This window comes from Pseudomonas paralactis, from assembly GCF_001439735.1.
Taxonomy (GTDB): Bacteria; Pseudomonadota; Gammaproteobacteria; order Pseudomonadales; family Pseudomonadaceae; genus Aquipseudomonas; species Aquipseudomonas paralactis.
Genome location: NZ_JYLN01000005.1, coordinates 431,027 through 457,923, shown reverse-complemented (window position 1 = coordinate 457,923; position 26,897 = coordinate 431,027). Strand labels below are relative to the sequence as shown.

Here is a 26,897-nt window from a genome sequence, read left to right as displayed (position 1 = left end):
GGTCTGCCTCACTCATGTATCAGCATTTCGTAATGGCTGGACGCAAATTTGCCCCCCACCGATTGATCGGAAACGTGAACGAGTTAATCGGAAAGCTCCACACATCAATCAGTTGGTTCACACAGCAAAGGTGCTATCTGACTTCCTGGCTGGCCACCTCATCGCTTTTTTAGGGTAACCAGTTTCCCTTCGCCGTCCGCCATACCTCCCACCGAGCAAGCAACGCACCAGCCGCTCGCGCAATGCCGAAGAGCCCAGCAGCTCTGATATCCCAAGCTTGTTGTATTTTGTAACGTTTCCAAACTTCCCTTACGTTCCCATCCTGATTGGCTAGCTATCAGGGTGGTTGGAATTGAGGGTTGACACATGAGGAAATGAGCGCTAAATATTGGATCCAATCACGCCAATGGAAGGCGGTAGATGCCAATGGAAGGCAATTAAATGATTAAGATGACACCCTCACTCCCTCTTACACCTGTTTGTCACCCACAAACATACTTATCCATTTTTTATACACTTAGTTCGGCTACTGACTAGGCGCTTAATTATGTCGGCTTAAGCATGGCCGTCATTTACGTGAGCAGCACAGTCGGAGCAAACAACCGCAGTGCAAACATAAAATAAATACAAGGATGGTTTTATGTACCGCCCCGATAAAAACTCGTCAATCCTCCGACTCATATTGAATCACTGTGACGCTGCACCCAATATGCCAGCCATCGTTACAGACAATAAAATCGTCAGTTACCAAGAGTTAAAAGAGCAGCTATTGAACGTGTCTGCTTTTATTCAGAGCAAGGGGATTGAACCCGGTAGCGTTATTGCTATTATGCAGAGTGAAATCAGCAGCGCACTCCCCGCCCTGTTGGGATGCTTACATGCTGGATGTATCTACTGCCCTATAGACCCGTTGATGGCAACGTCGAAAATCCAACGCACCTTAGCCGTTGCCAACGTTGAGCTCGTGCTCTCTGAATATGAGTTGCCTTATCAAAGGCAAAATGATGACCCGGAGTTTATTAATTATAGTGACCTGCCTGTCCGGGCGTCTATCAGCGTAAAGCAACACTATCACCCACTCGCTTATATTATGTTTACTTCCGGTTCAACCGGAGATCCGAAAGGCGTGGCCATTGGGCATGCCAATCTAATTGAAACATTTTTGGCTTGGCGCGAAGTTTATCAGCTGAGCACAATCAAGAGGCACCTGCAATTTGCCAGCCTTTCATTTGACGTATTTGCAGGCGATTGGATTCGTGGACTTTGTTCCGGAGCAACCATTTACGTTCCTACGTCGGCCGAAAAACAAGACGCTGAAAGCCTTGCCAACTTCATCATCACGCACAAGATCGAGTGTGCGGAATTCACTCCCATCATCCTCAGGGAGCTTTACAACTATGCACTGAGCAACAACGTCATACTTGAAAGTTTCAAGCTGCTTATTGCCGGGTCTGACGTGATGCGCGTTAGGGAGTTCAACGATATTCGTAAAGTCATCGCTCACAACTGCCGCCTGGTGTTTTCTTATGGAACAACCGAAACAACAATCGACAGCACTTATTTCGAACCTACCGCTGAAGTCCTAAGCCGCCTGGGTGATGATGCCCCGTTGCCTATTGGCATACCCTTCCCCTGCACTCACATTGCCATTCTGAACAAAGATGGTACTCATGCCGATGTGCACGAGGTCGGCGAACTCTACATAGGTGGCGGTGGCGTTGGGCAAGGTTACGTACACCATGATCACAGAACGTCAGGACGATACCTGCGCCGTCTTCCACACGGGCGCCACGGTCGATGGTACCGAACGGGTGACCTCGCTTCATATGACGGCAAGATCTTCAGCCTTCATGGCCGCGCCGACGCGCGGGTTAAAGTACTCGGCAAGTTGGTCGACCTGACAGAGCTTGAGTCTCACTTGCGTGACCATGAAGACGTACTGGAATGTGTCGCCACTACTACGCCGCACGAAGTCGACAAAAAGATCTTACTGCTCATAAAGCTCAAGCCTCACCGCACACAACCCACTCACGAAGTCATCGTTAAGCATGTCTCGCATCTTGATGATTATCCCGTTAACCGCACAGATATCTATTTCGCACAGGATCTGCCGATGACCATGACCGGCAAAATCGATCGAAATGAAGCAAGTAAAATAGCTATCAAACTCCAAGCAGGGGCGTCCAAATGAGAGTTTTACAAATTGGTGCAGGGCCAACAGGCGTTAGCCTGTTCATACAACTGTATTCCCAACTCGCAAAACAAGACCCTGTGCTTGAATATGTTATTGCTGACGGGCTCAAGCCGGGCGCTGGCTTGGCTTTTGGAACTCACTATAACAGTCACATCATTAACCTCCCTGCTTCTATCATGAGCCTGAACCCGGAAAACCCTCTTGAGTTTGTAGAGTGGCGAGCAAAAAATCAGTCATTGTGGCAAGCAGCATCACTTGAAGAAAACCAGGCGTGGTCGGAGTTCCCGCAACGTCGCTTGTTTGGTATCTATGTGGAGCATCAGTTACAAAACGCTTTGAATAACGCACCTTATGCTGAACTTATCAATACCGCAGTGACCTGCGTTACCCCCATCAAGTCGGTCAAAAAATTTACCGTAGAATTTGAAAACGGCACCGAGGAAATTTTTGACAAGGTGATTGTATGCATTGGCCATGCACCTAAATCGCCGTTGTTATCCAGCACGTCAAAAAAACTGCTCCGCTCTCCTTATCAAGGTTTGAAAATACCTGCCGATGCTACGGTGGGGATCATTGGTTCTCGACTCACAGCAATTGATGCAGTCTTGGCGCTTCAAGAAAAGGGGCATACTGGAAAAATCTTTATGGTTTCCAGAGCGGGTAAGCTACCCAAGGTGATTGCTGAGCACTCCGGATATGACGCTGAAGCGTTTACTGCTGCTCTTCTGGATGAAAAACCTCAGACGTTAGAGTCGATACTGGCGATCCATAAGAAAGAACTCGATAAGGTCACCAACCACCTTATTGACTGGAATGCCCTATTACACGCAGGACCAACCAAGGCTGAAGAGCTTGAGCAAGAACTGCACAACTGCTCTGAGGGCAATCATCTCTGGCAAAGCGTTTTGCTCGCGTCCTATACAGTTGTTGACAAGCTCTGGTCGAAACTTAGTGACGACGACAAAGCAACGTTCATGACTAGATACTATGGTCCTTGGATGACGTACCTGGCCGCATTTCCTGCGTTTAGCGCCACTCGTATATTGCAGTTGATGAAAGCTGAGCAATTACACATTTTCTCGGATCTTCAAGGAATCGAAGCTACCGAGTCAAGCTTCGAAATTTATCACGGCCAGAGCGAATGTTTGTGTGTCGAGTATCTGATTGATGGCCGCGGCGCTGGTTACGATGAAGCTGACCTCAAAGAGTTGCCCGTTTTGAGAAACATGTTGGTCAATGGCACGATAAGTACTCACCCCCTGGGCGGTGTCTCCATCAACCCGTTGACGTATCAAGCCCTGTCCCGCCGTGGCGACGAAGTCCCTGGCCTATTTTTCGTGGGTGATATGACCAAGGGTGAATTCTTGGCTACCACTGATGTGGTACGCAGCGTCATGCACGGTGTCGCTGCCACCTCCGCCATCCTCTCCAGGACACTGACATGAGGCAGGTGCTTCAAAACGAACTTCACGCGCAAAAATCCGGGCTCGCTCAGCTGTCACATGCGATTCTAGCGAGCCTTGGGGTACTCACTTTTGAGCCTGGTTTCAATCTCCAACCTGCGAACAAAATCATCGTTTTCATGGTTGACGGTTTAGGGCTGCGATTACTTGATGAGTATTGCTCCCACGCACCGTTTCTGAAAACGCTGCTGGGTCGTAGCCAGTCTTTCAGGGTTGGGTTTCCTGCAACCACGGCTACCAGTTTGGCCTCCTTTGCCCTTGGGCAAGGGAGCGGCGAGCACGGGGTGGTGGGCAGCCGATTCGCGTTGGATGCTCAGACATCGTTCACCCCACTTCCATGGAAATCAGGCAGTCCTCATCACGATCAAGATCTGATCGTTGAATCGTCGATTTTTAAAGATGAAACTACAGCCTGGGAAACTGCCAGGGAACAGGGCCTGAACATAGAGTGCATACTCCCAGCGAAATTCGTAGACTCTCGTTACAGCAAAGCTGTCTACAGAGGAGCTACTTTCACTCCCTACGAAGACTACTCCCACTGCGGCTTTCGCATTAGAAACGCCCAAAAAAACTTATCAAGACAGCTGATTTACGTCTATCTTGGCGAGTTGGATTACGCGGGTCATATTCACGGACCCCATTCGCAGGCCTGGTTAAACCGCCTGCAGGAGGTCGACACCCTAATCTCTTCCATCGCCAGTACGCTGACTCAAGGGACGCAACTGCTAGTCACCGCCGATCATGGCATGACAACCCTTTGCTCCGAAGTAAGCTTTGACTTCGACACTGATCAGCACTTGCAAGAAGGTGTGGCATGGATTGCTGGCGACATTCGAGCTCGGCACGTCTACGTGAAAGACGGCAACTTCCCCGCCGTGATGGAGCGCTGGAAAAACAAACTGGGTGATGACTTTACGGTACTTTCCCGTAGCCAGGCGGTTAACGAAGGTTTGTTTGGTGGTTCCACGAGGTTTGAACAACGTATCGGAGATATGATTGTGTATCCCACAGGTCAGGGCGGGATCTTGCAAAGCCTTAGGGAGAAAGACCAGACCTTATGGAACGGACATCACGGGGCTTTAACAGATGAGGATCAGCTTTCTCCGCTTCTAATCTACACCAACCGGTGACCCGTAGGCTGTGGCTCGACTTCGAAGCTACAGCCTACACATCAACCTGCCTGTGCCCGAAGAACTTTATGGATCTCGGATACCATCCACCTCACGCCCTCCTCAACCGTCCCTTCATTCCGACACAACGCCCACCCCTGCCCCACACCCACCCGCTCAAACGCCTCTGTACAAGCCACCTGTTCCTCCAGCCTGAACATCACCGTACTGCTCAACCCACGCCGCCGCGCCGCTGCCCTTGCCCAGGATATTTGCGCAGTGGCGACAACCCCCACATGCAGATCCGGCACTTGCACCTGTCGATCAAGGTTCAGCGCAAGAATGTCTTTAAACGGTATCAACCGCCGAAACGCGGCATCGGACGGGTACCAGCGATCCATCAGGATGATGCTGTCGGGTGGCTGCGCAGCCAGTACGTGTCGGGTGATCCAGCTGCGGCTGTCGGCAAAGCGTTCACACACCTCAAGCTCCAGATCCCGACTGGGGTCTCTGGCGAATTTGTTAACCAGAGCCATCGTTTGCGCTCGATAGGGATCGCTTTTGCGCTCGCACAGGCGGACGACCTTTTTGTTGTCGGCCCTCAATGCTGTCGTAACAGCCTCCAACAGCGTGGTTTTGCCGGTGCCCTTGGGCCCATCCAACGAAACAAACAGCGCCCGAGTCATACGAGCGCTGCGTTATCGTTCAGGTTGTGCGGTTCCATGAGGTCTCGGAGTTTGGGCAAGTTGGCCTCCATTATGGGGAACCTTATTGCCCAATGCGAGGCGGGACTGGACCGAAGCGCCCTCCCCGCGTCAGCCGTTCAGCATTCGGCTTTCCGGCACGCCGGCCTCGTACGTCAACGCCCATGGCGCGATCAACCGCTGCGGGGTCTGGCAGGTTTTGCGTTTGAACACGAAGTTGCGGCACTTTTCGGCAAACTGCTGGCGGTTTTGCACCATGTCCAACTGCATCTGTGCCAGCTCATGCTCGCGACAGCGTTCCATTTGCTGAATATCCAACGTGGTTTTACGCGCGCGCGCGTCCCGGTATTGAGGATTGGTCAGCGCGCTTTGGGCCTGTTGAGAGAGCCACAGATCAAAGGTGTGTGGGCAGCGCGGGCCGATATCCTGAACCATTGCGTATTCCAGAGCCTGGACGGCGCTGATGGGCAGGCATTCTTCGGTCAGCTTGTGCGCGACTTCATTGCCGACTGCCCTTGGCAGGCTATAAGTCCAGTATTCGGAGCCATAGAGGCCCATGGTTTTGTAATGCGGGTTGAGCACTATGCCCTCACGGGCCAATACAATATCGGCGGCCAGCGCCAGCATCACGCCGCCTGCGCCCGCACTGCCGGTCAGGCCGCTGATCACCAGTTGCCTGGCGGTTAGCAGTTCCTGGCACACATCGTCGATGGCTTGAATATTGGCCCAGGCTTCCAGCCCCGGCACTTTGGCGGCCTGGATCACATTAAGGTGCACGCCATTGGAAAAACTGCCGCGCCCGCCTTTGATCAGCAACACTTGGGTGTCTCGCGCCTTGGCCCAGCGCAATGCAGCCACCAGTCGTTGGCATTGCTCGGTGCTCATGGCGCCGTTGTAGAACTCAAATGTCAGTTCGCCGACGTGATCAGTCTCCCGGTAGCGAATCGGTTGATAGGCCAGCGCATTGAAACGCTGTTGCGCGATCGAGCTGTCCAGCACCGGAACGCCAGCCAGTTGTTCAGCCAGCACATGACGCGCCGGCAGCTTGAAGGTCTCCTGCCCTGGCTGGGCCTTGCGTTTGAGCGAGCCGATCCACAGGCTGTGATCCCCAGCTGCCACCAGTACCGCGTCATCCTGGACCGCGAGAATTTCCCCCGGACTGCCCTGGCGTGAATCCAGGTGTGCGTCGTACAGGTAATATTGCCCGCCCAGCAGGCTTGCCAGCACACCGGGTTGGCCGTCGGCGGCGTCGATGCTGCGCTTGATAAAGGCTGCACAATCGAACCAACTGAAGGTTCGGTCAGCCTGGGTCATGTTCGGCTGCAATCGCCCGATAACGTCGGGTTGGGTGTAATCGAGGGGCACAGGGACAAAGCCCGTGGCGAATTTTTCCACCACATCGCGGATGCAGACAATCGCCGCGTCACTTACCTGGCCATTGTACAGCTCGGATTTGCGCACATCGGCGGGCATGTAGAATTCGCAGGTCGACCAGATCGGCCCAGCGTCCATTTCCTCCACCGCCTGCAAGGCCGTGACGCCCCAGCGATTAACCTGCCGGGTGATGGCCCAGTCCAACGCGCTGGCGCCACGGTCACCGACGATGCCTGGGTGGACGATCACCACCGGCCGCTGCGGGTGGTTCCATAGCTGCTCGGGTACCCGGTCCTTGAGAAATGGACAGATCACCAGATCGGCCCCCGACGCCTCGACCTGGCGGCACACGGTAATTTCATCGGTGAACACCACAACGCTGGGATCGTGACCCGCCTGGCGCAAATCCAGCCAGGCCCGCTGGGTCAAACCGTTGAATGCCGAGGATAACAACAGGATCTTCAGTGATCGCATGGCTGACTCTTCCTTGAGATTGGGCGACCAGAGGTGCTCCTTGAGCCGTCCCTGGCCTTTGATGGAAGCCCAAGGTTATAGAGCGCGGCAGCCGCGCCACCTGATCCGGATCAATTTTGTATGAGCAATGCCCAGATCCGCACGCTTGAATACGACGCAGACACTCTTTAGCCAAAAGTAGCCCAGGTATTGCTCAAGCAGCGTTTCGCAGAGCTCAAGGATGCGCAGTTGAGCGACATTCAGGTGCAAAGTGCTTCCAGAATAAACGCGGTGCCTATGGGTTTCTCGCGAGCAAGCTCGCGCCTACAAAATCCTTGACTGACTGGCTAAGCACATAAGGTTGACAGCACCGTCCAAACTTCAACAATCTGCACCTCTCCCTGCCCTGCCCCGAGGCTGTCCTTGGACTATTTCAGTGCCCTCACCGCCTTCGTCGAAGCCGCCGAAGGCAATAACTTCTCCCGCGCCGCCGAGCGGTTGGGGATCAAGGCGTCCACGGTTTCACGCTACGTAAAGGACCTTGAGCAGGACCTGGGTATCGCGCTGTTCAATCGCTCCACACGCACCCTGCACCTGACCGAAGGCGGCCAAACCTTCCTGATGCACGCGCGCAGGGTGCTGGATGAACTGGAACATGCCAAAGCGGCGACGTCTGCGTTAAACGAGCAGCCCCGGGGCGTGTTGAAGCTCAACCTGCCACCGGCCTTCGCCCGCCATCACATCCTTGCGGCCTTGAAGGACTTTGGCGCGCGCTACCCGCAAATCAGCCTGGAACTGGTGCTGGACAACGCGCAGGTCAACTTGATTCATGCAGGCGTTGATCTAGCCATTCGCATTGGCGCGCTGGCCGATTCAACGCTCAAGGCGCGCAAACTCTGCGACGGCCATTACCGCGTGGTGGTGAGCCCGGCTTTTGCCGGGCAGCACGGTGCACCAACAACCCCAACCGACCTCACCGGTGTGCCCGCGGTGCTGGGTACCTCTCCTGCGGGCGCTATCAGCTTTGTCTGCGGGGACCAGGTCGCACCGCTGCTGCATAACGGCGGCATTCGGATAAATGACCTCGACGCCCAACTGATCGCCGCACGCCAAGGGTTGGGCTTTGCCCTGTTACCGGATTGGCTGGTCGCCCAGAGCATCCAGGCCGGCGAGCTGCTCGTGTGGCTGCCGCAATGGCGAATACGCGATGTCGAGCGCGACTTCGCCGTGTGGTTTGTCTACCCGCCCAAGCGCATCGTGTCGTCCAAGGTCAGGTGTTTTATCGACTTTATCGTTGAGCGACTGGGCCAGACGCCTGAGTGGACATGACTCAACTGAAGCGAATATCCAGGGAGCGCAGATAGGTTTGCAGCCCTGCGTCCTGAATCGGAATCAGGAACGCCTCGGTGTCCGATTCGTTGAAGTGCGCGTGCCAATAGCCCGGAGGCGTGACAAATGCCAGGCCAGGCGACCAGTCCACCCGCTGCGGATTGCGGATCTGACCATCCGCGTCCAGCTCGGTGCCCACCAGCGAGTAACACCCCGACGGGCAATCAATGATGAAATCCAGCGCAATCGACTGGTGCCGGTGAGGTTTTTGTACCGAGCCTGCCGGCAGGATGCCGTACATCGCCCACAGCACATGGGTCACGGTGCGCGTCTGGGGGAAGTTGCGGTTGCCCAGCAAAATGCTGATGCGGCTGCGGTCTTGCGCCCGGGGATCGTCGGCCGCTTCGCGCAACTTGGCGTTAGCCAACGCTGCGGGGTAGAGCGTCGGCGCGAAGCGGTCTACGCTACGTGTCACTCCCAGGTAGCGCAGCAAGGGTTCATCGTGCACGTAGTAAAGACGCGCATCCTGGCTGGCACTGAAGTGCACCGCCTGCAAGCCTGGCAAGGCAATAAAACAGCCTTTTGACCATTGAATCTCATGCTCGCCCTGAACCAGCCTGCCCTCCCCGGCGATCACATAGAACACCTGGGAGGTCGCATTGGGTTGCAAGGTCAGCGTGTCGCCACGGTTAAGACGCATGAAGTTCGCGCACAGCCCGGGACCTGTCGCGGGGCCTTCGCAGCCCAAGGCCTCGCTGAGGTCCAGCGGGACCACGCGTGAAGGGCCACTGTCGTATAACGAGGCGGGAAAGCTGTGGTAGGGAATGCGCGCAATCAGGTTGGCACTGATGGGGTTGGCCGCCTTGCTGTACTCGAAGTACTCGGCGTCCACCTGGTTTATATCCGCCAGCGCGGGGTTGAATTCACGGTTCATCAGGCTCACCTCAGTCGTTGGCTGGAGCCCGCAGCGCTTTTAAGCGCTGCAGTGCGTGAATCAACTATAGGCAGTGTGCGCTGGCGGATTAATCCCTGCACCTGCACAGCAGTTATGCGAAACGGGGCCGTTAACGCAACTCAAACCAGGTGGTTTTCAACTGCGTGTACTTATCAAACGAATGCAGCGACAGATCACGCCCAAAGCCGGACTGCTTGCCCCCGCCAAAGGGCACCGTGACATCCAGCGCGTCGATTGTATTGACCGACACAGTGCCGGCATTCAGGGCGCGAGCCACGCGGTGCGCGCGGTTCAGGTCGTCACTCCACACCGATGCCGCCAGGCCGTAGATACTCGCGTTGGCCTGCTGCACGGCCTGTTCTTCGGTGTCGAAGGCGCTCACCGCCAGCACGGGGCCAAACACTTCATCGCGGCAAAGGCTCATACCCGGGGTGACGTCGCCAAAGATCGTCGGCTGGATGAAGTTTGATGAACCGTTGAGGGTCATCTGCTCGCCCCCCACCAACAGCGTGGCGCCGTCGGTGCGCGCCTGGCTGATGGCTTGCATGATGCGTGCGGTTTGCCCGCTGTCGACGATTGCACCGGCAGCGCTGCGCGGGTCCAGGGGATTGCCGGGTATCCATGCCCGGGACTTGGCGACCAGGCGCTCGACGAACTCATCGTGAATGGAGCGTTGCACATACAGGCGCGAGTTGGCCGAGCACACTTCGCCCTGGTTAAAGAAAATCCCGAACGCCGCCTTTTCGGCCGCCAGGTCCAGGTCCTGACAGTCTGCAAACACCAGGTTCGGGCTTTTGCCGCCACACTCCAGCCAGACCTGCTTGAGGTTGGACTGGGCGGCGTACTGCATGAAGTATTTGCCCACCTGGGTGGAGCCGGTAAACACCAGGCAATCCACGTCCGAGTGCAACCCCAGGGCCTTGCCGGCGCTCTCGCCCATGCCAGGCACCACGTTCAGTACACCCGGCGGAATCCCCGCTTCAAGGGCCAATTCCGCCAGGCGCAGTGCAGAGAACGGTGACTGCTCAGCGGGCTTGAGCACCACACTGTTGCCCGCCGCCAAAGCAGGCGCCAGTTTCCAGGCGGCCATGTCCAGCGGGAAGTTCCATGGCACCACTGCCGCAATCACCCCCAACGCTTCGCGGGTGATGGTCGCCAAGGCGTTGTGGGCGGTCGGCGCGACCTGGTCGTAGATTTTGTCCAAGGCTTCGCCGTACCAGGCGAACACATGAGCGGCACCGGGTACGTCGACGTTATAGGCGTCCATCACCGGCTTGCCCATGTTCAGGGAGTCCAGCAGCGCCAGTTCTTCACGGTGGGTCATCAACAGCTCGGAGAGTTTAAGCAGGATTTTCTTGCGCTCGCCTGGTGGCATTCGCCGCCAGGGCCCCTGGTCAAACGCACGGCGCGCGGACCGCACCGCAAGCTCAACTTCTGCGTCACCGCAAGCGGCGACCTGCGCAAGCCGTTGCTGGGTCGCCGGGTTGATGGTGTCGAACGTGACACCGGACCGTGCACTCACAGGTTGGCCGTCGATCAGGGCGGTGTTGATGAAGGTTTGGCGGGCAGCGCGTTGCTGCCAGTATTCGAGGTTGAACATGCTGTATTCCTGAAGGGGGATGGATAGGTAAACATCTGGTCAGCCTTAAGGCTTTTGTAGGCGCGAGCTTGCTCGCGAAAACCCCATAGGCGCCGCGTTCACTCAAGAAAAACCCGTTATCGTTGACGTTTTTCGCGAGCAAGCTCGCGCCTACAAATGAACCGAGGGGTTGATGTTTATTCAGCCATTTGCAGGTCCGGCATACGTACCCGGAAGCCACGTGTGACGCAGAACAAACACAGCAGCCCCAGGCCCATCCAGCACAAGCCGATGGTGAATGACATGCCCGACAGGCTCGTCCACAGCCACAGCGTGCTGAGAAACCCCAGGCCCGGTAGAACGGCGTAAAGCAGGTAGTTGCGGGTGCCGCGCAGTTTCTGGTCGCCCAGGTAATGCTTGATCACTGCCAGGTTGACCGCCGAAAACGCAAACAGCGCGCCGAAGCTGATCATGTTGGCCACGGTGTCCAGCGTGATAAACAGAGCGATCAGCGAGAACAGGCTGACCAGCATGATCGCGTTGGCCGGCACGCGTTTCTTCGTTACCAGCTTGCCGAACACCCTGGGCAGCGCACCGTCGCGGCCCATTGCGAACAGCACGCGAGACACACTGGCCTGGGAGACCATCGCCGAGGCGAAACAGCCCGCTACATAGGTCGCGGTAAAGGCGCTGACCAACAGCTCACCGCCTACGCGGCGCATCACATCCACCGACGCCGAGTCAGGGTCGGCGAAGCTGCTCCATTGCGGGAATACCAACTGCGCGCAATAGGAAACCACCAGGAACAACAGCCCACCGATCAACGACACCGCCATGATTGCAATAGGGATGGTACGGCGCGGGTTGGGGGTTTCTTCGGCCATGGTCGACACCGCATCAAAGCCCAAAAACGACAAGCACAGCACCGCCGCGCCGGTCATGATCAGCGGTACGCTGAAGCCGTCATGGTGAAACGGCTTGAGCAACGACACCGGTTCGGCCTGCCCGCTCAGGTTGTGGATCGACAACGCCACAAACACCACGATGAACACCAGTTGCGCCACGATCAGCACCCAGTTGACTCGGGTGATCGACTCGATACCCACCAGGTTGAGCGCCGTCACCAGGGCAATGGAGCCCAGTACCCATACGGCAGTCGGCACGCCGGGAAAGTATTCGGACAGGTAGATGCCGATCAACAAATAGCTGAGCAGCGGCAGGAAGATGTAATCCAGCAGCAAGGTCCATCCGGCGATAAAACCGAAGCAGGCGCCAAACGCCTTGCGCGTGTAGGTATAGACCGAGCCCGAATAGGGATGCGCCTGGACCATGCAGCCATAGCTGTAGGCCGTGAGCAACATGGCCGCCAGCGTCAACAGGTAAGCGGTGGCCAGGTGGCCCTTGGTCATTTGCGTCACCAGCCCGTAGGTGGTGAACACCGCCAGCGGCACCATATACGCCAGTCCAAACAGCACCAGCCCGACCAGGCCCAGGGGTTGTCGAAAACGGCGCGATGAGGTTGATGGGGTGTGATGGGCGGGAGTATCGGCTGCGTTTGTTATTGTATTCATTGCTGACTCCTGGAAATGGGAATGCAGGGCGCCGCGGCGTTCGATCAGATCGATACCGTTATTGAGTCATCCATGGGGTTGGGTGGGCAGCCCAATGTTCGGTGCCCACCCGGTTCAATCCACCGAGAAGCGAAGTCGCTCAGCCCTTCACAGCTTTCCCGCGATCCGTGCGGTGCGGTCTACCGCGATGCGGGTTTTGTCGACCAGTTCATCGAGCTCCGCGCGTGTGGCAACCAGGGCCGGTGCCATGATCATGCGGCCCAGGGTCGAGCGAATGATCACGCCTTCTTCAAAGCCAAATGTGCGGCACTGCCACGCCAGGTCGTTCTCATTGGCGAAGCGTTTGCGAGTGTCCTTGTCCTCGGCGAACTGCAACGCCGCGAGCATTCCGGCGCCCTGGATCTCGCCAATCAGCGGGTGATTGGCGAAGGTTTCGCGCAAAAGCTTGTGCAAATACGGCCCGGTGTCTTCCTTCACTTGGCGCACAATGCCTTCATCGCGCAGCGCCTTGAGATTGGCCAGCGCCACTGCCGCCGCGACCGGATGCCCGGAATACGTCAGGCCATGGGCGAAGACCCCGCCCTGCTCCACCAACGCCTCGGCCATGCGCTTGCTCAGCACCAGACCACCCATGGGCAGGTAGCCGGACGTCAGGCCCTTGGCGATCGACAGGGTATCGGGTTCGAACCCAAAATACTGGTGAGCAAACCATTCGCCGGTGCGGCCAAAACCACCAATCACCTCATCTGCACACAGCAGCACATCGTACTGACGGCAGATCCGCTGGATGTGCGGCCAATAGCTTTGCGGTGGAAAGATCATGCCGCCTGCGCCCTGGAAGGGTTCGGCGATAAAGCCTGCGACGTTTTCCGCGCCCAGTTCCAGGATCTTCTCTTCCAGTTGCAGCGCACAGCGCCGACCGAATTCGTCCGGGGTCAAATCCCCGCCCTGGGCGAACCAATACGGTTCATCAATGTGCGCAACGTCCGGAATCAAGCCGCCCATCTCATGCATGAATTTCATGCCGCCCAGGGCTGACGCCGCCAGGGTCGAGCCGTGATAGCCGTTCCAGCGGCCGATCATGATTTTCTTCTGCGGCTTGCCGAGCACTTGCCAATAACGGCGCACGGTACGGATCAGCACCTCGTTGGCTTCGGAGCCGGAGTTGGTGTAGATCACGTGGCTGTAGTGAGCCGGCAAAAGGCTGAACAACAGCTCGGACAGCTCGATCACCGCCGGGTGGGTGGTGTGAAAGAACATGTTGTAGTAGGCCAACTGGTCCATCTGCGCCGCGGCGGCAGCGGTCAGGTCCTTGCGCCCGTAACCGAGTTGTGTGCACCACAGGCCCGACATTCCGTCCAGATAACGCTTGCCTTCGCTGTCCCACAGGTACAGGCCCTCACCACGGACCATGACGCGGGGACCTTCGGCATTCAGCGCCTTTTGATCCACAAAGGCATGGATATGGTGAGCCGCATCAGACTGCTGATAGTCCTGGGTCCGGCGCTTGGGTTCGAAGGGTAAGTTCATGGCTTTTTCTCTTGTTGTGGGTAGTCATGCCTGGGTGAGCGGCCCGGCTCAGCGGTTCTTGCTCATGTAGCTTTCAAGGGGGTCTTTGCTGAGCACGCCCTGGGCTTCGGCCAACGAATCGATAAACAACGAAAACAGTTCCGATTGCGTACCGATATCGAGCTTGCTGTAGATGTGTTTACGGTGGGACTTGATGGTGTCCTCGGAAACCCCGAGGCGCTCGGCCAGTGAGCGCGTGGAGTGGCCCCGCAGGATCAACTGGGCGATCCGGCATTCGCGCTCGGTCAACAGCGACGAGCCGAAGTTATTGAGTGCCGAATGAATACGCTGCTCCAGCAAGCTCTCAAACCGTGCGCCCTGCGCATCCAGGCCGACAAAGTGCTTGCCCAGCACCGCCAGCACCCACGGCGTGATGCGCTTGAATTGTTGCGTGGTGGTGGCATCGAGCTTTTGCGTGAAGGCCAGCGACACCGCCAGGCTCAGGCCATTGCCTGCCTGATGGATGTAATTGAGCTCATCTTCCAGGTGCGAATGCCGGTAGAACGACTGGTAATACTCACTGTGTTCGAAGTGATCGGGGGCTACATCGGCGAGGTCGTAGCAGCCGGACGCGGCGCCCTCCACGCAGGCACCGTAGAACGGATCAAGCAGATAGAAACCCGACAGGTACTGGCGCACGTTGCCTTGCGGCAGCCATGGCCCGTCCAGCTCGAACAATGCGCTGGGCATCCCGTCGCGGGGGTACAAGTACAGGGTCGTGGCCTGAATCGGCCAGATACACCCAAGGGCCTCAAACAGTGCGGCGGCAAAGCCGGCATTGCCGATGTTCGCGGTGACGCGGGCCATCTGCTCGAACCATTGGGCTGAAGAAAACCGGTCATTTTCCACTTCGAAGACTCGCCGTCAGAATGCTGGGGTGCGGCGCCACGTCACTGGCGCCCGGGACTGAAGTGATAGTCCCACAGCCGCCAAGTCATCGAAATCACCCGTTAGGGTGACGGGTTGTGCCTGTCGGGCTATCGAGGCAGCTCGACCCGCGCCACCAGGCCTGGGCCAGGCAGACGGTTGCTGAGCGTCAGTTCGCCGCCCTGCTCGCGCACAATGGCGCGCGCCGCTGAAAGCCCGAGCCCTACGCCACCGGTATTACGATTGCGCGAGGTTTCCAGACGAAAGAAGGGGTCGAATACGCGCTCAAGGTCGGCCTCGGGAATCCCCGGCCCCTGATCACGGACCTCGATATAGACTCGCTGATCGTCGCCACTCAGGGCGATGCCAGGGTGGCGCGCATATTTGCCGGCGTTCTCCAACAGGTTAACGATCACCCGCTTAAGTCCCAGTGGCCGCCCTTGATAAACCAGGTGGGCCGGGCCGCTGAAATCAACCGCAAGATGCTGGTCGCGATAGTCGTCAATAATGGTTTGCAGCAGCTCCGACAGATCAAACACGGTGCTTTGCTCCAGCACGGTATCATCGCGAAAGAACGCCAGCGCGGCGTTGATCATCGACTGCATTTCTTCGACATCGCGAATCAGTTTGTGCTGATGGTCCAGATCCTCCATGAACTCGCAACGCAGGCGCATGCGCGTCAGGGGCGCGCGTAAATCGTGGGAAATGGCCGCGAGCATATGGGTGCGTTCGCCGATGAAATGCTGGATCTGCGCTTGCATGGTGTTGAAGGCGATGATGGCCTGGCGTATTTCGTCGGGGCCCTCGCTGTCGATAGGCGGAGCACGCAGATCCCCCCCAAAACGCCGGGCGGCACTGGCGAAACGCTGCAACGGCCTGGCCAATTGCCGAGTCGCGAACCAGGCCACCAACAAGGTCGCGATCAACCCCAGGGTAATGATCACCGCGATTCGCGTAGGTGCGCTCAGCCCCCACGTGCGTTCAGGCGGAATGAATGACAACCAGCTGCCGTCGAGCAACTGCACGAGCGCCACATAGTGCGCGTCGGGGCTGCCACGCGGCCAATCGTCCGGGCTGAACACCTGAATTTGTCGCCCCGTGCCAAACAGCGCTTGTATCCCTGGGACTTCGCCCGCTTGCAGCGCCGTGTTGCCGTCGGGAAGGCCGAAATCCGCTGTGTCGTTATGCCACGCCACATGCAGCCGGGCATCGCTGGCCGCTGTCGCCAGTTGCGGGCGCAACGTTGCAGGGGCGGCTTCGATGACCTTGGTGGTCGCGGCCATCTGCTCCAGTAACCCGGTGCGATCAATAGGCGGGCGCGCCCAGACCCCGGCCACCTGGACGAACAAGGCATTGAGCGCCAGCGAAGCGAGCATCGCGGCGAGAATGGTCAGGGCGATACGCCGGTTCAGGGTGTCGCGACGCAACAGGCGGCGGATCATGAGCGGGTGACCACGGCGGTGAACAAATAGCCGCCATTGCGTACCGTGCGGATCAAGTCCGGGCGTTTGCAATCGGGCTCAATCTTGCGCCGCAACCGGCTGACCTGCACGTCGATGCTGCGGTCGAAGGCATCGTGGCCCTGGCCGTGGGTGAGGTCGATCAATTGGTCGCGGGTGAGGATACGCTGAGGGTGTTCGAGAAACACCACCAGCAAGTCGAATTCCCCACCGGACAGCGGAATCATTACGCCTTCGGGGGAGCGCAGCTCGCGGCAGGTAATATCCAGATGCCAACCGGCGAAGGCAATGACGGGTCGGGAGTGCTCGCTGGCCGCGCCGATGGGCTGCCCCGCGCGCCGTTGCACCGCACGCAGGCGGGCCAGCAATTCGCGGGGGGCGAATGGTTTGGTCAGATAGTCGTCGGCGCCCAGCTCCAGGCCGACGATGCGATCACTGAGCTCGCCCATGGCGGTGAGCATGATGATGGGAATGCCCATCTGCGCCCGGACTTTCTGGCACAGGCTGAGGCCGCCTTCACCGGGCAACATGAGGTCCAGGATGATGGTGTCCGGGCGCTGCCGGGCGATGGCCGCCCACATGGCTTCACCGTCGGCAGCCACGTCGACTTCATAGGCGTGCTGCACGAAGAACTTCTTCAGCAATGCCAGAATCTCTCCGTCGTCGTCAACGATCAGCAGTCTGCTCACGTTCCCAGGCCCCCCGGCAAAAAAGGAAGACATCTAAAACCATTCCGGCGCCAGGGTCATTTATTTCAATCGAGCAACATTCCTTCGCCACCGACACAACCCGGACATCTTCGGGAAAACCCACTCGGGCATCCTGCACGCCTTCCATTCAAGGAGACGTTCATGAAGCTTTCAAGCAGCAGGTATACCGAGCAGGCACAGGACACCGGGCGGCCCTTGGTGCTGAGTCAGCGCACATCGTCCCCCGCACAGGACAGTCCCATGCTGTTTCAGGAATCCTGCCTGGGCCTGACGGCGGACCAGGACCGTATCGTGCTGCGCCGCTACTTCGAACATTACAGCCCCGACGCCGGACGCTGGGTCGAGTACGCCCACTCCATTTCCACCGCTGAGCTGGTCCACTGGATCATGACCCATGGCCAGTTGCACGTTGAATGCTCCCAGGACACTGCGAACGAACAGGTAGCCCATTGATCACTCGTAAATGCTCACTGCCGTTACTCATAGCGGCCACTCTGAGCCTGGCGGCCTGCAGCACCAACCACATCGAGCCCGAAAACGCGGGTTTTCTTCACGATTACAGCCTGCTTAAAGAACACCAAAGCCCTTCGGGCCAGACCGTCCTGAGTTGGGTCAGCCCAGCCTTGAAGCGTGGCCGATACAAGCAGGTGTACCTGGCACCCAGCCAGTTTTTCCCGGCTGTTGAACCCAGCGCCCAGATACCGCAAAGCACCCTCGCCCACGTCACCGGGTATTACGACCTGGTGCTGAGGTCGGAGCTCGGCAAACACGTATACCTGGCCGCAAAGCCCGGGCCCGACACACTCACGATACGCCCCGCCATTACCCGGATCGCCACCACCCCCCAAGGCTTGCGCCTATATGAATGGCTGCCGGTCACTCTGGTCGCAGCAGGCGTGAGCACCGCCGCTGGAGTCCGTGATCAGGACAGCGAAATCGCCACGCAGTTGTCCCTGGAAGATGGCTCGACCGGTGATGTCGTGGCTGCCATCGTGAGCAACGGCACCGGCATTCCCCTGGACAACAACAAGCAAGTGATGACCGCAGACAACGTAAAAGAAGTGCTCGACGGCTGGGCTCGCGACCTGGGCCAGTCATACGGCAGCATCGCTCGTTAGCAAGCCCCCCGGCTCAAACGTCATAATCCCCTGGCTGTCTGCGTGGTAATCTTGCGGCACCACGAATAGACATTGATCGTCACTTGACGATGACCAAAGCCAGGAAAGAACATGCCCAAGATTTCTCACTCAGCGCTACGCCGTAACTTCCGTGACCTGCTGGCAACGCCGATCTGCGTTGAAACCGCTTCCGTATTCGACCCCATGTCTGCCCGCATCGCGGCAGACCTGGGGTTTGAAGTCGGGATCCTGGGCGGTTCAGTCGCCTCCCTGCAGGTGCTGGCGGCCCCCGATTTTGCGTTGATTACCCTGAGTGAGTTCGTTGAGCAAGCCACCCGCATTGGCCGTGTCGCCCAGTTGCCCTTCATCGCCGACGCCGACCACGGCTACGGTAATGCGCTGAACGTGATGCGTACCGTCGAAGAGCTGGAACGCGCCGGTGTCGCCGCGCTGACCATCGAAGACACTCTGCTGCCGGCGCAATTCGGGCGCAAGTCCACCGATCTGATTTCGGTGGAAGAAGGCATCGGCAAGGTCAAGGCGGCCATTGAGGCGCGCGTCGACCCTGCATTGTCGATCATTGCCCGTACCAACGCCGGCGTGTTGCCCACCGCCGACGTTATCGCCCGCACCAAAGCCTACGAAAAAGCCGGCGCCGATGGCATCTGCATGGTCGGCGTCAAAGACTTCGAGCACCTGGAGCAAATCGCCGAAAACCTCAGCGTGCCGTTGATGCTGGTGACCTACGGCAACCCGCAACTGCATGACAGCGAGCGCCTGGCCAGCCTGGGCGTGCGCATCGTCGTCGCCGGGCATGGCGCTTACTTCGCCGCGATCAAGGCCACCTACGACAGCCTGCGTGCGCAACGCCAGCTGACCCAGAGCACGTCCAATCTCAGCGCCACGGAGCTGACCCACACCTACACGTTGCCGGAGAGCTATGTGGCGTGGGCTGAAGAGTTCATGGACGTTAAAGAGTAGCTTCAATGACGCCCCGTAGCGCGGGGCGCAGCGTTTGCCACTGCTGTAAAATTCGCGGACCATGGGCGCCTTTCTGTTCCAGCCAACAAGAGGTGCCCATGGCCAACCACGACCTGTGCTACACCCCCGACCCGGATGCCGACTCCATTTCCTCCGATGTGATCGGTTTCAACGGCATTCTGGTCTCAACCCAAATCCCGACCCGCGCCGACGGCAGCCTGGAGCTGGGCGATATCACCCTGCAAAGCGAATGCACCCTGCAAGCGCTGAAAGTCGCGCTGGAAAAAGCCGGCAGTTCCATGGACCGGGTGATGCACCTGACCATTTACCTCACCGATATGGCCGACCGTGCCGCGTTCAACGAAGTCTACAAGCGCTTTTTCGCCAAGCCATGGCCGGTACGGGCTGCGGTGGGTGTTGCCGCGTTGGCGGTGGACGGAATGCGCGTTGAAGTGACGGCGATGGCTGCCAAGGCCTGATATCTCAGGGCGCTATAGCAACTGTGGGAGGGGGCTTGCCCCCGATGAGCATAGGTATCTACACACTTTTTGTAGCCACTGCCGCCGGTAACCACGATGCGAAGCGAGCCGCTCTTGCTCTTGCTCTTGCTCTGCTTTTGATCTTGATCTCAGGCGCCCCGTCAAACCACGCTGGCCGGAATTCGACAGGGATTTGGGGGGTAAACCGGCAGGGATGCCGGTTTAGCCGCCCCGCGCCATGGATGGCGCGTGGCGGCGGCCCCCCAAATCCATGGCGGATTACGGGCACACCGAGCCTAAGCGAGGTGCCGAGTGGTGGGGCAAGAGCCCTTTGGTTACTTTGGGGCTCCTTTCCAAAGTGACCCGCTGTAAAAGCGGAACCAATAGCGGCCGTTACCCAAACAACGGATATGTACTCGATCAAAGCCCAGCATCCAGGTCGGCTCTTAGGCCGCCATCGGAGGCAAGCCCCCTCCCCCAGGTCCGGCGTCGCACGAAAGAATTGTGTAGATACCTATCCCCCGATGAGGGTCTTCAACAAATACATCTGTGCTGACCCAACGCCATCAGGGCAAGCCCCCTCCCACATTAGGATGGATGCAGCTCAGTCAGACACTCTGGGCCCGATAGCCCTGCGGTAGATGCCGCCCAGGCATTTCACAGCTACAATGCGCGCCTCGACCGTGACAAGCCTGACTAAAAAAACTATGTCCTTGCCCAAGCATCACCTTGAATTGCTCAGCCCTGCCCGCGATGTTGCCATTGCGCGCGAGGCCATTTTGCATGGCGCCGACGCCATCTACATCGGCGGCCCAAGCTTCGGCGCCCGTCACAATGCCTGTAACGAGGTGAGCGATATCGCGCAGCTGGTGGAATTCGCCCGTCGATACCATGCCCGCGTGTTCACCACCATCAACACCATTTTGCATGACAACGAGCTGGAGCCGGCGCGCAAGCTGATCCACCAGCTGTATGACGCCGGTGTAGACGCGTTGATCGTGCAAGACCTGGGCGTGATGGAGCTGGATATTCCACCCATCGAGCTGCACGCCAGCACCCAGACCGACATCCGCACCCTGGGCCGGGCCAAGTTTCTCGACCAGGCCGGTTTCTCGCAGTTGGTATTGGCCCGTGAGCTGAACCTGCAGGAAATCCGCGCGATCGCCGACGAGACCGATGCCGCCATTGAATTCTTTATCCACGGCGCCCTGTGCGTGGCGTTTTCCGGGCAGTGCAACATCTCCCACGCGCAGAATGGCCGCAGCGCCAACCGTGGCGATTGCTCCCAGGCCTGCCGCCTGCCGTACACCTTGAAAGACGACCAGGGCCGCGTCGTGGCCTTTGAAAAGCACCTGCTGTCGATGAAAGACAACAACCAGAGCGCCAACCTGCGCGCGCTGGTCGAAGCCGGCGTGCGTTCGTTCAAGATCGAAGGCCGCTACAAGGACATGGGCTATGTGAAGAACATCACCGCCTATTACCGCCAGCGCCTCGACGAAATCCTTGAAGACCGTCCGGACCTGGCTCGCGCCTCCAGCGGGCGTACCGCGCATTTCTTCGTGCCGGACCCGGAAAAAACCTTCCACCGCGGCAGCACCGACTACTTCGTCAGCGATCGCAAGATCGACATCGGCGCGTTCGATACCCCGACGTTCACCGGCCTGCCGGTGGGCGTGGTAGAAAAAGCCGGCAAGCGCGACTTGCAGGTGGTCACCCATGAGCCGCTGTCCAACGGCGATGGCCTGAATGTGCTGGTCAAGCGTGAAGTGGTGGGCTTTCGCGCCAACATCGCCGAGCCCAAGGGCGAGTTCGAGGAAGACGGCCAGAAGCGCTACCGCTACCGCGTCGAGCCGAATGAAATGCCGGCCGGCCTGCATCAGTTGCGCCCCAATCATCCATTGAACCGTAACCTGGACCACAACTGGCAACAGGCGCTGCTCAAGACCTCCGCCGAACGCCGTATCGGCCTGGCGTGGGTGGCGCGTCTGCGTGAAGAGCAGTTGCACGTTACCGCCACCAGCGAAGAAGGCATCAGCGCCAGTGTCACCCTGTCCGGCCCGTTTGGCGTAGCCAACAAGCCGGAACAGGCACTGGACACCCTGCGCGATCTACTCGGCCAGCTCGGTACCACCGAGTACCATGCCACCCGCATCGAGCTGGACGCGCCCCAGGCGTTCTTCATCCCCAACTCGCAGCTCAAGGCGTTGCGCCGTGAAGTAATCGAAGCGCTGACTGCCGCACGCATCAAGGCCCACCCTCGGGGTGGACGCAAGGCCGAGACCACCCCGCCTCCGGTGTACCCGGATGCGCACCTGTCGTTCCTGGCCAACGTCTATAACCAAAAGGCCCGCGACTTCTACCACCGTCACGGCGTGAAACTCATCGACGCGGCCTTCGAAGCCCACGAAGAAACCGGCGAAGTGCCGGTGATGATCACCAAGCACTGCCTGCGGTTCTCGTTCAACCTGTGCCCCAAACAGGCCAAGGGTGTGACCGGGGTGAAGACCAAGGTTGCACCGATGCAATTGATCCACGGTGACGAAGTGCTGACCTTGAAGTTCGACTGCAAACCCTGCGAAATGCATGTGGTGGGCAAGATCAAGGGGCATATTCTTGGGTTGCCGCAGCCGGGCAGTGCTGTAGAGCATTTCAACCCGGAAAACCTCATCTATCAGGGCACACACTGACCCTCATCTGTAGGAGCGAGCTTGCTCGCGAAAAACGAGAGAGCGCCGCGTTTTAACCAGAAGCGCTGCGTTATCGTTAGCCTTCCTCGCGAGCAAGCTCGCTCCTACCGAGGTTGCGGGGCCACCACCAGCCCCGCTGCAACCCTGCCGCTGCCAGCAGAATCGCCGCCACTCCCAACCATTGCAGCCACCCCAGGCGATGCCCAAAGGCGATCCAGTCCACCAGGATCGCCGCAATCGGGTAGATGAACGACAACGCGCCGGTCATCGCCGTGGGCAGCTTCTGGATGGCCCCGTACAGCAATACATACATCAAACCGGTATGCACCACGCCCAATGTCGCCAGTGCCGCCCAGGCAGTGGTCGACACAGGCAAACTGTGCCACGGCACCAGGGGTGCCAACAGCACGGCGCCGGTTGTCACCTGGATCAACGCCATCAGGTGTGGCGGTATGTCCTTCAGGCGCTTGATGATCAGTGCCGCCACCGCGTACAAAAATGCCGCGCCCAGGGCCAGGGCGATGCCGGCAAGATAATTCCCGCCACCCGACTGCTCGCCATGGGCGGTGACAATCGCCAACATGCCCAGGAACGCCACAGTCAGCCAGGCCATTTTTTGCAGCGTGATCTTCTCACCGAGAAACACCGCCGCGAGCATCACCAGTATGAACGGCTGCACGTTGTACACCGCCGTGCTGATCGCAATGGACGCGCGGGAATAGGACTCGAACAGCAGCAGCCAGTTGCCAACGATCGCCACGCCGCTGAGCACTGCCAGTCCGAGTTTGGCCCAGTTGAGCAGATCCAGGCGCAAATAACCCAGCAAGGCGCACACCAGCAACAGCGTCAGCGCCCCGATCACGCAGCGCCAGAACACCACCTCGATCACCGACACGCCCGACACCAGCACAAACCAGCCAATGGTGCCGGAGATCAGCATGGCGGCGATCATTTCCCAGGTCCCGCGACGGATTGATGTATCCATGATTGATGCTCCTCAAATGAGTCCCAATTATGGCAATCTGCTCGACATGGCTACAGCGACTAAAAAAGGCAAAAATCAATAATCACCTTTTGTTATTAGGCAAACATCATGATCGACACCATCGACCAACAACTGATCGCCGCCTTGATGGACGACTCGCGCCTGTCCCTCAAGGCTTTGGCGGGTATCACGGGCCTGTCTTCGCCCAGCGTCAGCGAACGCCTGCGGCGCCTCGAAGAGCGCGGCGTGCTGACCCACTACACCGTCGATATCGACCCCAAACACTTCGGCTACCTGCTGCAAGCCATCGTGCGCATCCGCCCCCTGCCCGGCAAATTGCAGGAAGTGGAGCGCCAGATCCAGGCGATCCCCGAGTTCACAGAGTGCGACAAGGTCACCGGGGACGACTGCTTTATCGCACGCCTGCACGTGCGCACCATGGAGCATCTCGACACGCTGTTGGACCGGCTTAATTCCTATGCCGAAACCAACACCGCTATCGTCAAGAAAACCCCGGTGAAACGGCGTTTGCCGCCGTTGGCTGACTAAATGAGTTGTTCAGGTACTCATGCCCAGTGCAAGGCCCGCTCACTGGTCAGCTTTTCCACAAACCCCACAATCCGCCGACAGGCTTGCGCCAGGCGATCCTCGCCCAAGGTAAAGGACAGCCGAACGAACCCCTGGGCCGGCTCGCCGAAGGCTGCCGCGTCCAGCACCGACACGCCCGCTTCACGAAACAGGCGCCAGGCAAAATCCAGGGACCCCAGGCCCGTATCGCGCACATCCACCAGCACAAACATGCCGGCTTGCGGCGCCTGCACCCGGATGCCTGGGCAGGCGCTCAAGGCGGTCACCACCAGGTCGCGTCGACGTCGGTAGGTCTCACGCATGCCCTCAGCGACTTCCTCATGGGCCACCACCGCCGCCGTCGCCGCCTCCATCACAAAACCGGGCAGGCCGTACATCATGCTCAACAGCAGGGTTTCGGCGTGCTGCACCATCTGTGGTGCAGCGATGAGCCAGCCGATACGCCAGCCAGTCATGGCATGGGACTTGGACAAGCTGCCGATCACAACGCAGCGCTGCGCCATGCCCGGCAACGCCGCGAGGCTGTGGTATTGCCCCTCGAACACCAGGCTTTCGTAAACCTCATCTACCACTACCCAGAGGTCATGGGCGATGGCCAGGTCGGCAATCGCTTGCAGCTCTTGCTGGTTGAGCACTACGCCGGTGGGGTTGTTCGGGTTGGAGAAGAATATCGCCCGGGTGCGCGGCGTGATCGCAGCGGCCAGCAATAGCGGATCCAGGCGAAAGCCGGATTCCGCACAGCAGGGCACCCGCACCAGGGTGGCTCCGCTGGCCTTGAGCGTGGCTTCGTACGTGACGTACATCGGGTCGAGCACCAGCACTTCGTCGCCGGCCTGCAACAGGCACAGCGAGCTGATGAACAGCGCGTTCTGCGCACCGGGCACGATGATGACATTGTCAGCGGCCAAGGGGCGTGCAAGGGTCTGGCTGTAACGGGCCGCGATCGCCTCGCGCAAGGCCGGGCGACCGGCGATTTCGGTGTAGTGGGAATCCCCCGCATGCAAGGCATTAACGGCGGCGTCAGTGATAAAGGACGGCGTGGCGAAATCCGGGTCGCCGACGCTGAGGATGATGACATCTTCGCCCTGGCTGGCAGCGTCGAACGCAGCGTGGTGGATGTCCCAGGCGGCAACGCCCTGCCCTGCAATGTGTTCAACGAAGGGGGAAAACCTCATGCCAGAGCCTCTGATTAAAGAAGAAAGACGCACATCCATGGATACGCGCGCGGGCAACAAACGCTCAACTTAGTGCATAGCAAACCGTCGTTCAATGGGTAAACAGGGCCTTGTCCCCCTGGCAGGCAATCACATTGAACCCCCTTCCGGTCGCCGTTCTCAAACCTGCATAGACCACGGCCCTGGAACACGCACAATGACTTTCATTCTATGGTTGGCCGTATTGGGCGCCGTATTGCTCACCCTCGCCCTCACCTCCTCCTACCTGCGCTGGATGCCGGTGACCACCTCGGCGGTTTGCCTGTTGCTGGGGATCGCCATTGGCCCGCTGGGCGTGGACCTGTTGCACCTGGACCTCAAGGGCTCAGCGCGCTGGATGGAGCACCTGACGGAAGTGGCGGTGTTGTTTTCGCTGTTCGTCAGCGGCTTGAAACTGCGCCTGCCGCTCAAGCATCGTACCTGGCGCATCGCCTTTGGCATGGCCGGGCCCGTGATGCTGCTGACCATCCTCGGCACCTGCCTGTTGCTGCACTACCTGTTTGATTTAGCGTGGGGCGTGTCGCTGCTGGTGGGGGCGATGCTGGCGCCCACCGACCCGGTGCTCGCTGGCCTGGTGCAGGTCAACAACGCCCAAGACTATGACGCGTTGCGATTCGGGCTGTCTGGCGAAGCAGGGTTGAACGACGGCACCGCGTTTCCCTTTGTGATTTTCGGCCTGTTGTTCATGCAGCATGGCGGTTTCGACGGCCATTGGTTAGGCGGCTGGGTGCTGAAAAACCTGCTGTGGGCGGTACCGGCCGGGCTATTGATTGGTTACTGGATGGGCCGCGGCATTGGCCGTGTCACCCTGCACCTGCGTTTGATCAATGCCGATAGCACCCTGTCACCGAATGACTACCTTACCCTCGCATTGATTGCCCTGGCGTATGTGACGGCAGAAGCGTTGGGCGGCTACGGTTTTCTGTCGGTGTTCGCAGCGGGCCTGGGGTTGCGCCAGGCCGAGGTCAAGTCCACCGGCTATGCGCAAACGCCGGCCGAGCACCTCGCCCAGCCGGTGGTGGGCCACCTTGAGATTGAGCCCGAGCAGGCGCTACACGGCGACGTCAGCCAGTTGAAGGACACCCAGATTGCCGCCGGCGTAATGATGGGCGACATGCTGGCGTTCGGCAGCCTGGTGGAACGCTCCATGGAGGTGTTCCTGGTCAGCGTCCTGGGCATCGTGCTGGTCAGCCACTGGGATTGGCGCGCGGTGCCCGTGGCGGCGCTGCTGTTCTGTGTGGTTCGCCCGCTCAGCGTATTTGCGATGCCTTGGGGCAGCCTGCTGGATCGGCGGCAACGCAACCTGGTCAGTTGGTTCGGTATTCGCGGGATCGGCAGCATCTACTACCTGTTCTATGCGCTCAACCATGGATTGATCGGCACCAGCAGCGCGGTGGCGGTGAACCTGACCCTCTCGGTGATCGCGCTGAGCGTGATGGTGCATGGCCTGAGTACTCAACCCTTGCTGGCGTGGTATGAACGTCGCACCGCGCAAAAAAATTGAATCC

General features: G+C 58.9%; 21 protein-coding genes and 1 pseudogene. 11 read left to right on the top strand and 11 right to left on the bottom strand.

What is annotated here, in order from left to right; translation table 11 throughout:
• Nucleotides 1-640 precede the first annotated feature (640 nt).
• From TX23_RS16050 to TX23_RS16040, 3 genes are read left to right on the top strand one after another with little or no spacing between them, the layout of a single operon-like run.
• Nucleotides 641-2,191, top strand: a complete 1,551-nt coding sequence (locus TX23_RS16050; protein WP_057703033.1) for an AMP-binding protein — start codon at nucleotides 641-643, stop codon at nucleotides 2,189-2,191.
• Nucleotides 2,188-3,639: an FAD/NAD(P)-binding protein gene (locus tag TX23_RS16045; RefSeq protein ID WP_057703032.1), complete on the top strand. Its 1,452-nt coding sequence runs from the start codon at nucleotides 2,188-2,190 to the stop codon at nucleotides 3,637-3,639. Before TX23_RS16050 ends, TX23_RS16045 begins: the two co-directional genes overlap by 4 nt.
• On the top strand, nucleotides 3,636-4,787 hold the full coding sequence (locus TX23_RS16040; RefSeq protein ID WP_057703031.1) for an alkaline phosphatase family protein: 1,152 nt from the start codon (nucleotides 3,636-3,638) through the stop codon (nucleotides 4,785-4,787). Before TX23_RS16045 ends, TX23_RS16040 begins: the two co-directional genes overlap by 4 nt.
• Nucleotides 4,788-4,828: 41 nt before the next feature.
• Here TX23_RS16040 and TX23_RS16035 read toward each other — a convergent pair whose 3' ends face one another.
• Together TX23_RS16035 and TX23_RS16030 are read right to left on the bottom strand one after the other, a co-directional pair.
• Nucleotides 4,829-5,452 (bottom strand): dTMP kinase, encoded by a 624-nt coding sequence (locus TX23_RS16035; protein WP_057703030.1) that lies wholly within the window; start codon nucleotides 5,450-5,452, stop codon nucleotides 4,829-4,831.
• A 129-nt stretch (nucleotides 5,453-5,581) separates the two neighbouring features.
• Nucleotides 5,582-7,318 carry a hydrogenase maturation protein gene (locus TX23_RS16030; protein ID WP_057703029.1) on the bottom strand — a complete coding sequence of 579 codons (1,737 nt, stop codon included), beginning with the start codon at nucleotides 7,316-7,318 and terminating at the stop codon, nucleotides 5,582-5,584.
• A 402-nt stretch (nucleotides 7,319-7,720) separates the two neighbouring features.
• On the opposite strand from TX23_RS16030, the gene TX23_RS16025 reads away from it, so the two are divergent.
• The gene (locus TX23_RS16025) at nucleotides 7,721-8,626 is read left to right on the top strand and encodes a LysR family transcriptional regulator (protein ID WP_057703028.1); all 906 of its coding nucleotides are present in this window, start codon (nucleotides 7,721-7,723) and stop codon (nucleotides 8,624-8,626) included.
• Between the two features lies 1 nt (nucleotide 8,627).
• Here the strand turns inward: TX23_RS16025 and TX23_RS16020 are convergent, their stop codons facing one another.
• The 7 genes from TX23_RS16020 to TX23_RS15990 all read right to left on the bottom strand — a co-directional run bounded on the left by TX23_RS16020 (nucleotide 8,628) and on the right by TX23_RS15990 (nucleotide 17,349).
• A complete protein-coding gene (locus TX23_RS16020) occupies nucleotides 8,628-9,560 on the bottom strand; it encodes a cupin domain-containing protein (RefSeq protein ID WP_057703027.1) in 933 nt (310 codons plus the stop codon).
• Nucleotides 9,561-9,690: 130 nt separating this feature from the next.
• A complete protein-coding gene (locus TX23_RS16015; RefSeq protein ID WP_057703026.1) occupies nucleotides 9,691-11,181 on the bottom strand; it encodes an aldehyde dehydrogenase in 1,491 nt (496 codons plus the stop codon).
• A gap of 176 nt (nucleotides 11,182-11,357) precedes the next feature.
• On the bottom strand, nucleotides 11,358-12,731 hold the full coding sequence (locus TX23_RS16010) for an APC family permease (protein ID WP_057703025.1): 1,374 nt from the start codon (nucleotides 12,729-12,731) through the stop codon (nucleotides 11,358-11,360).
• Between the two features lie 147 nt (nucleotides 12,732-12,878).
• Nucleotides 12,879-14,261 (bottom strand): aspartate aminotransferase family protein, encoded by a 1,383-nt coding sequence (locus TX23_RS16005; RefSeq protein WP_057703024.1) that lies wholly within the window; start codon nucleotides 14,259-14,261, stop codon nucleotides 12,879-12,881.
• Between the two features lie 48 nt (nucleotides 14,262-14,309).
• The gene (locus TX23_RS16000) at nucleotides 14,310-15,107 is read right to left on the bottom strand and encodes a helix-turn-helix transcriptional regulator (RefSeq protein WP_057703023.1); all 798 of its coding nucleotides are present in this window, start codon (nucleotides 15,105-15,107) and stop codon (nucleotides 14,310-14,312) included.
• A gap of 170 nt (nucleotides 15,108-15,277) precedes the next feature.
• Nucleotides 15,278-16,609, bottom strand: coding sequence for an ATP-binding protein (locus TX23_RS15995; RefSeq protein WP_057703022.1), 1,332 nt, complete (start codon nucleotides 16,607-16,609; stop codon nucleotides 15,278-15,280).
• Nucleotides 16,606-17,349, bottom strand: a complete 744-nt coding sequence (locus TX23_RS15990; protein WP_057703021.1) for a response regulator — start codon at nucleotides 17,347-17,349, stop codon at nucleotides 16,606-16,608. Before TX23_RS15990 ends, TX23_RS15995 begins: the two co-directional genes overlap by 4 nt.
• Nucleotides 17,350-17,478: 129 nt before the next feature.
• Between TX23_RS15990 and TX23_RS15985 the strand changes: the two genes are divergently transcribed.
• The 5 genes from TX23_RS15985 (at nucleotide 17,479) to TX23_RS15965 (ending at nucleotide 22,602) form a co-directional block, all read left to right on the top strand.
• Complete coding sequence (locus tag TX23_RS15985; RefSeq protein ID WP_057703020.1) at nucleotides 17,479-17,790, top strand: hypothetical protein; 312 nt, start codon at nucleotides 17,479-17,481, stop codon at nucleotides 17,788-17,790.
• Entirely contained in the window at nucleotides 17,790-18,455 is a 666-nt protein-coding gene (locus TX23_RS15980; RefSeq protein WP_057703088.1) for a DUF3313 domain-containing protein, read from the top strand. The genes TX23_RS15985 and TX23_RS15980 overlap by 1 nt, the downstream gene beginning before the upstream one ends.
• Nucleotides 18,456-18,566: 111 nt before the next feature.
• Nucleotides 18,567-19,436, top strand: a complete 870-nt coding sequence (locus TX23_RS15975) for an isocitrate lyase/PEP mutase family protein (RefSeq protein WP_057703019.1) — start codon at nucleotides 18,567-18,569, stop codon at nucleotides 19,434-19,436.
• 98 nt (nucleotides 19,437-19,534) lie between these two features.
• The gene (locus TX23_RS15970) at nucleotides 19,535-19,915 is read left to right on the top strand and encodes a RidA family protein (protein ID WP_057703018.1); all 381 of its coding nucleotides are present in this window, start codon (nucleotides 19,535-19,537) and stop codon (nucleotides 19,913-19,915) included.
• A gap of 707 nt (nucleotides 19,916-20,622) precedes the next feature.
• Complete coding sequence (locus TX23_RS15965) at nucleotides 20,623-22,602, top strand: peptidase U32 family protein (RefSeq protein WP_057703087.1); 1,980 nt, start codon at nucleotides 20,623-20,625, stop codon at nucleotides 22,600-22,602.
• 76 nt (nucleotides 22,603-22,678) lie between these two features.
• On the opposite strand, the gene TX23_RS15960 is transcribed toward TX23_RS15965, so the two are convergent.
• A complete protein-coding gene (locus tag TX23_RS15960) occupies nucleotides 22,679-23,587 on the bottom strand; it encodes a DMT family transporter (protein ID WP_057703017.1) in 909 nt (302 codons plus the stop codon).
• Between the two features lie 108 nt (nucleotides 23,588-23,695).
• On the opposite strand from TX23_RS15960, the gene TX23_RS15955 reads away from it, so the two are divergent.
• Complete coding sequence (locus TX23_RS15955) at nucleotides 23,696-24,136, top strand: Lrp/AsnC family transcriptional regulator (protein ID WP_057703016.1); 441 nt, start codon at nucleotides 23,696-23,698, stop codon at nucleotides 24,134-24,136.
• 38 nt (nucleotides 24,137-24,174) lie between these two features.
• Here TX23_RS15955 and TX23_RS15950 read toward each other — a convergent pair.
• A pseudogene (locus TX23_RS15950) lies at nucleotides 24,175-25,350 on the bottom strand (pyridoxal phosphate-dependent aminotransferase); the annotation flags it as partial.
• A 196-nt stretch (nucleotides 25,351-25,546) separates the two neighbouring features.
• Here TX23_RS15950 and TX23_RS15945 point away from each other — a divergent pair.
• A complete protein-coding gene (locus TX23_RS15945) occupies nucleotides 25,547-26,893 on the top strand; it encodes a cation:proton antiporter (protein WP_057703014.1) in 1,347 nt (448 codons plus the stop codon).
• Nucleotides 26,894-26,897 lie beyond the last annotated feature (4 nt).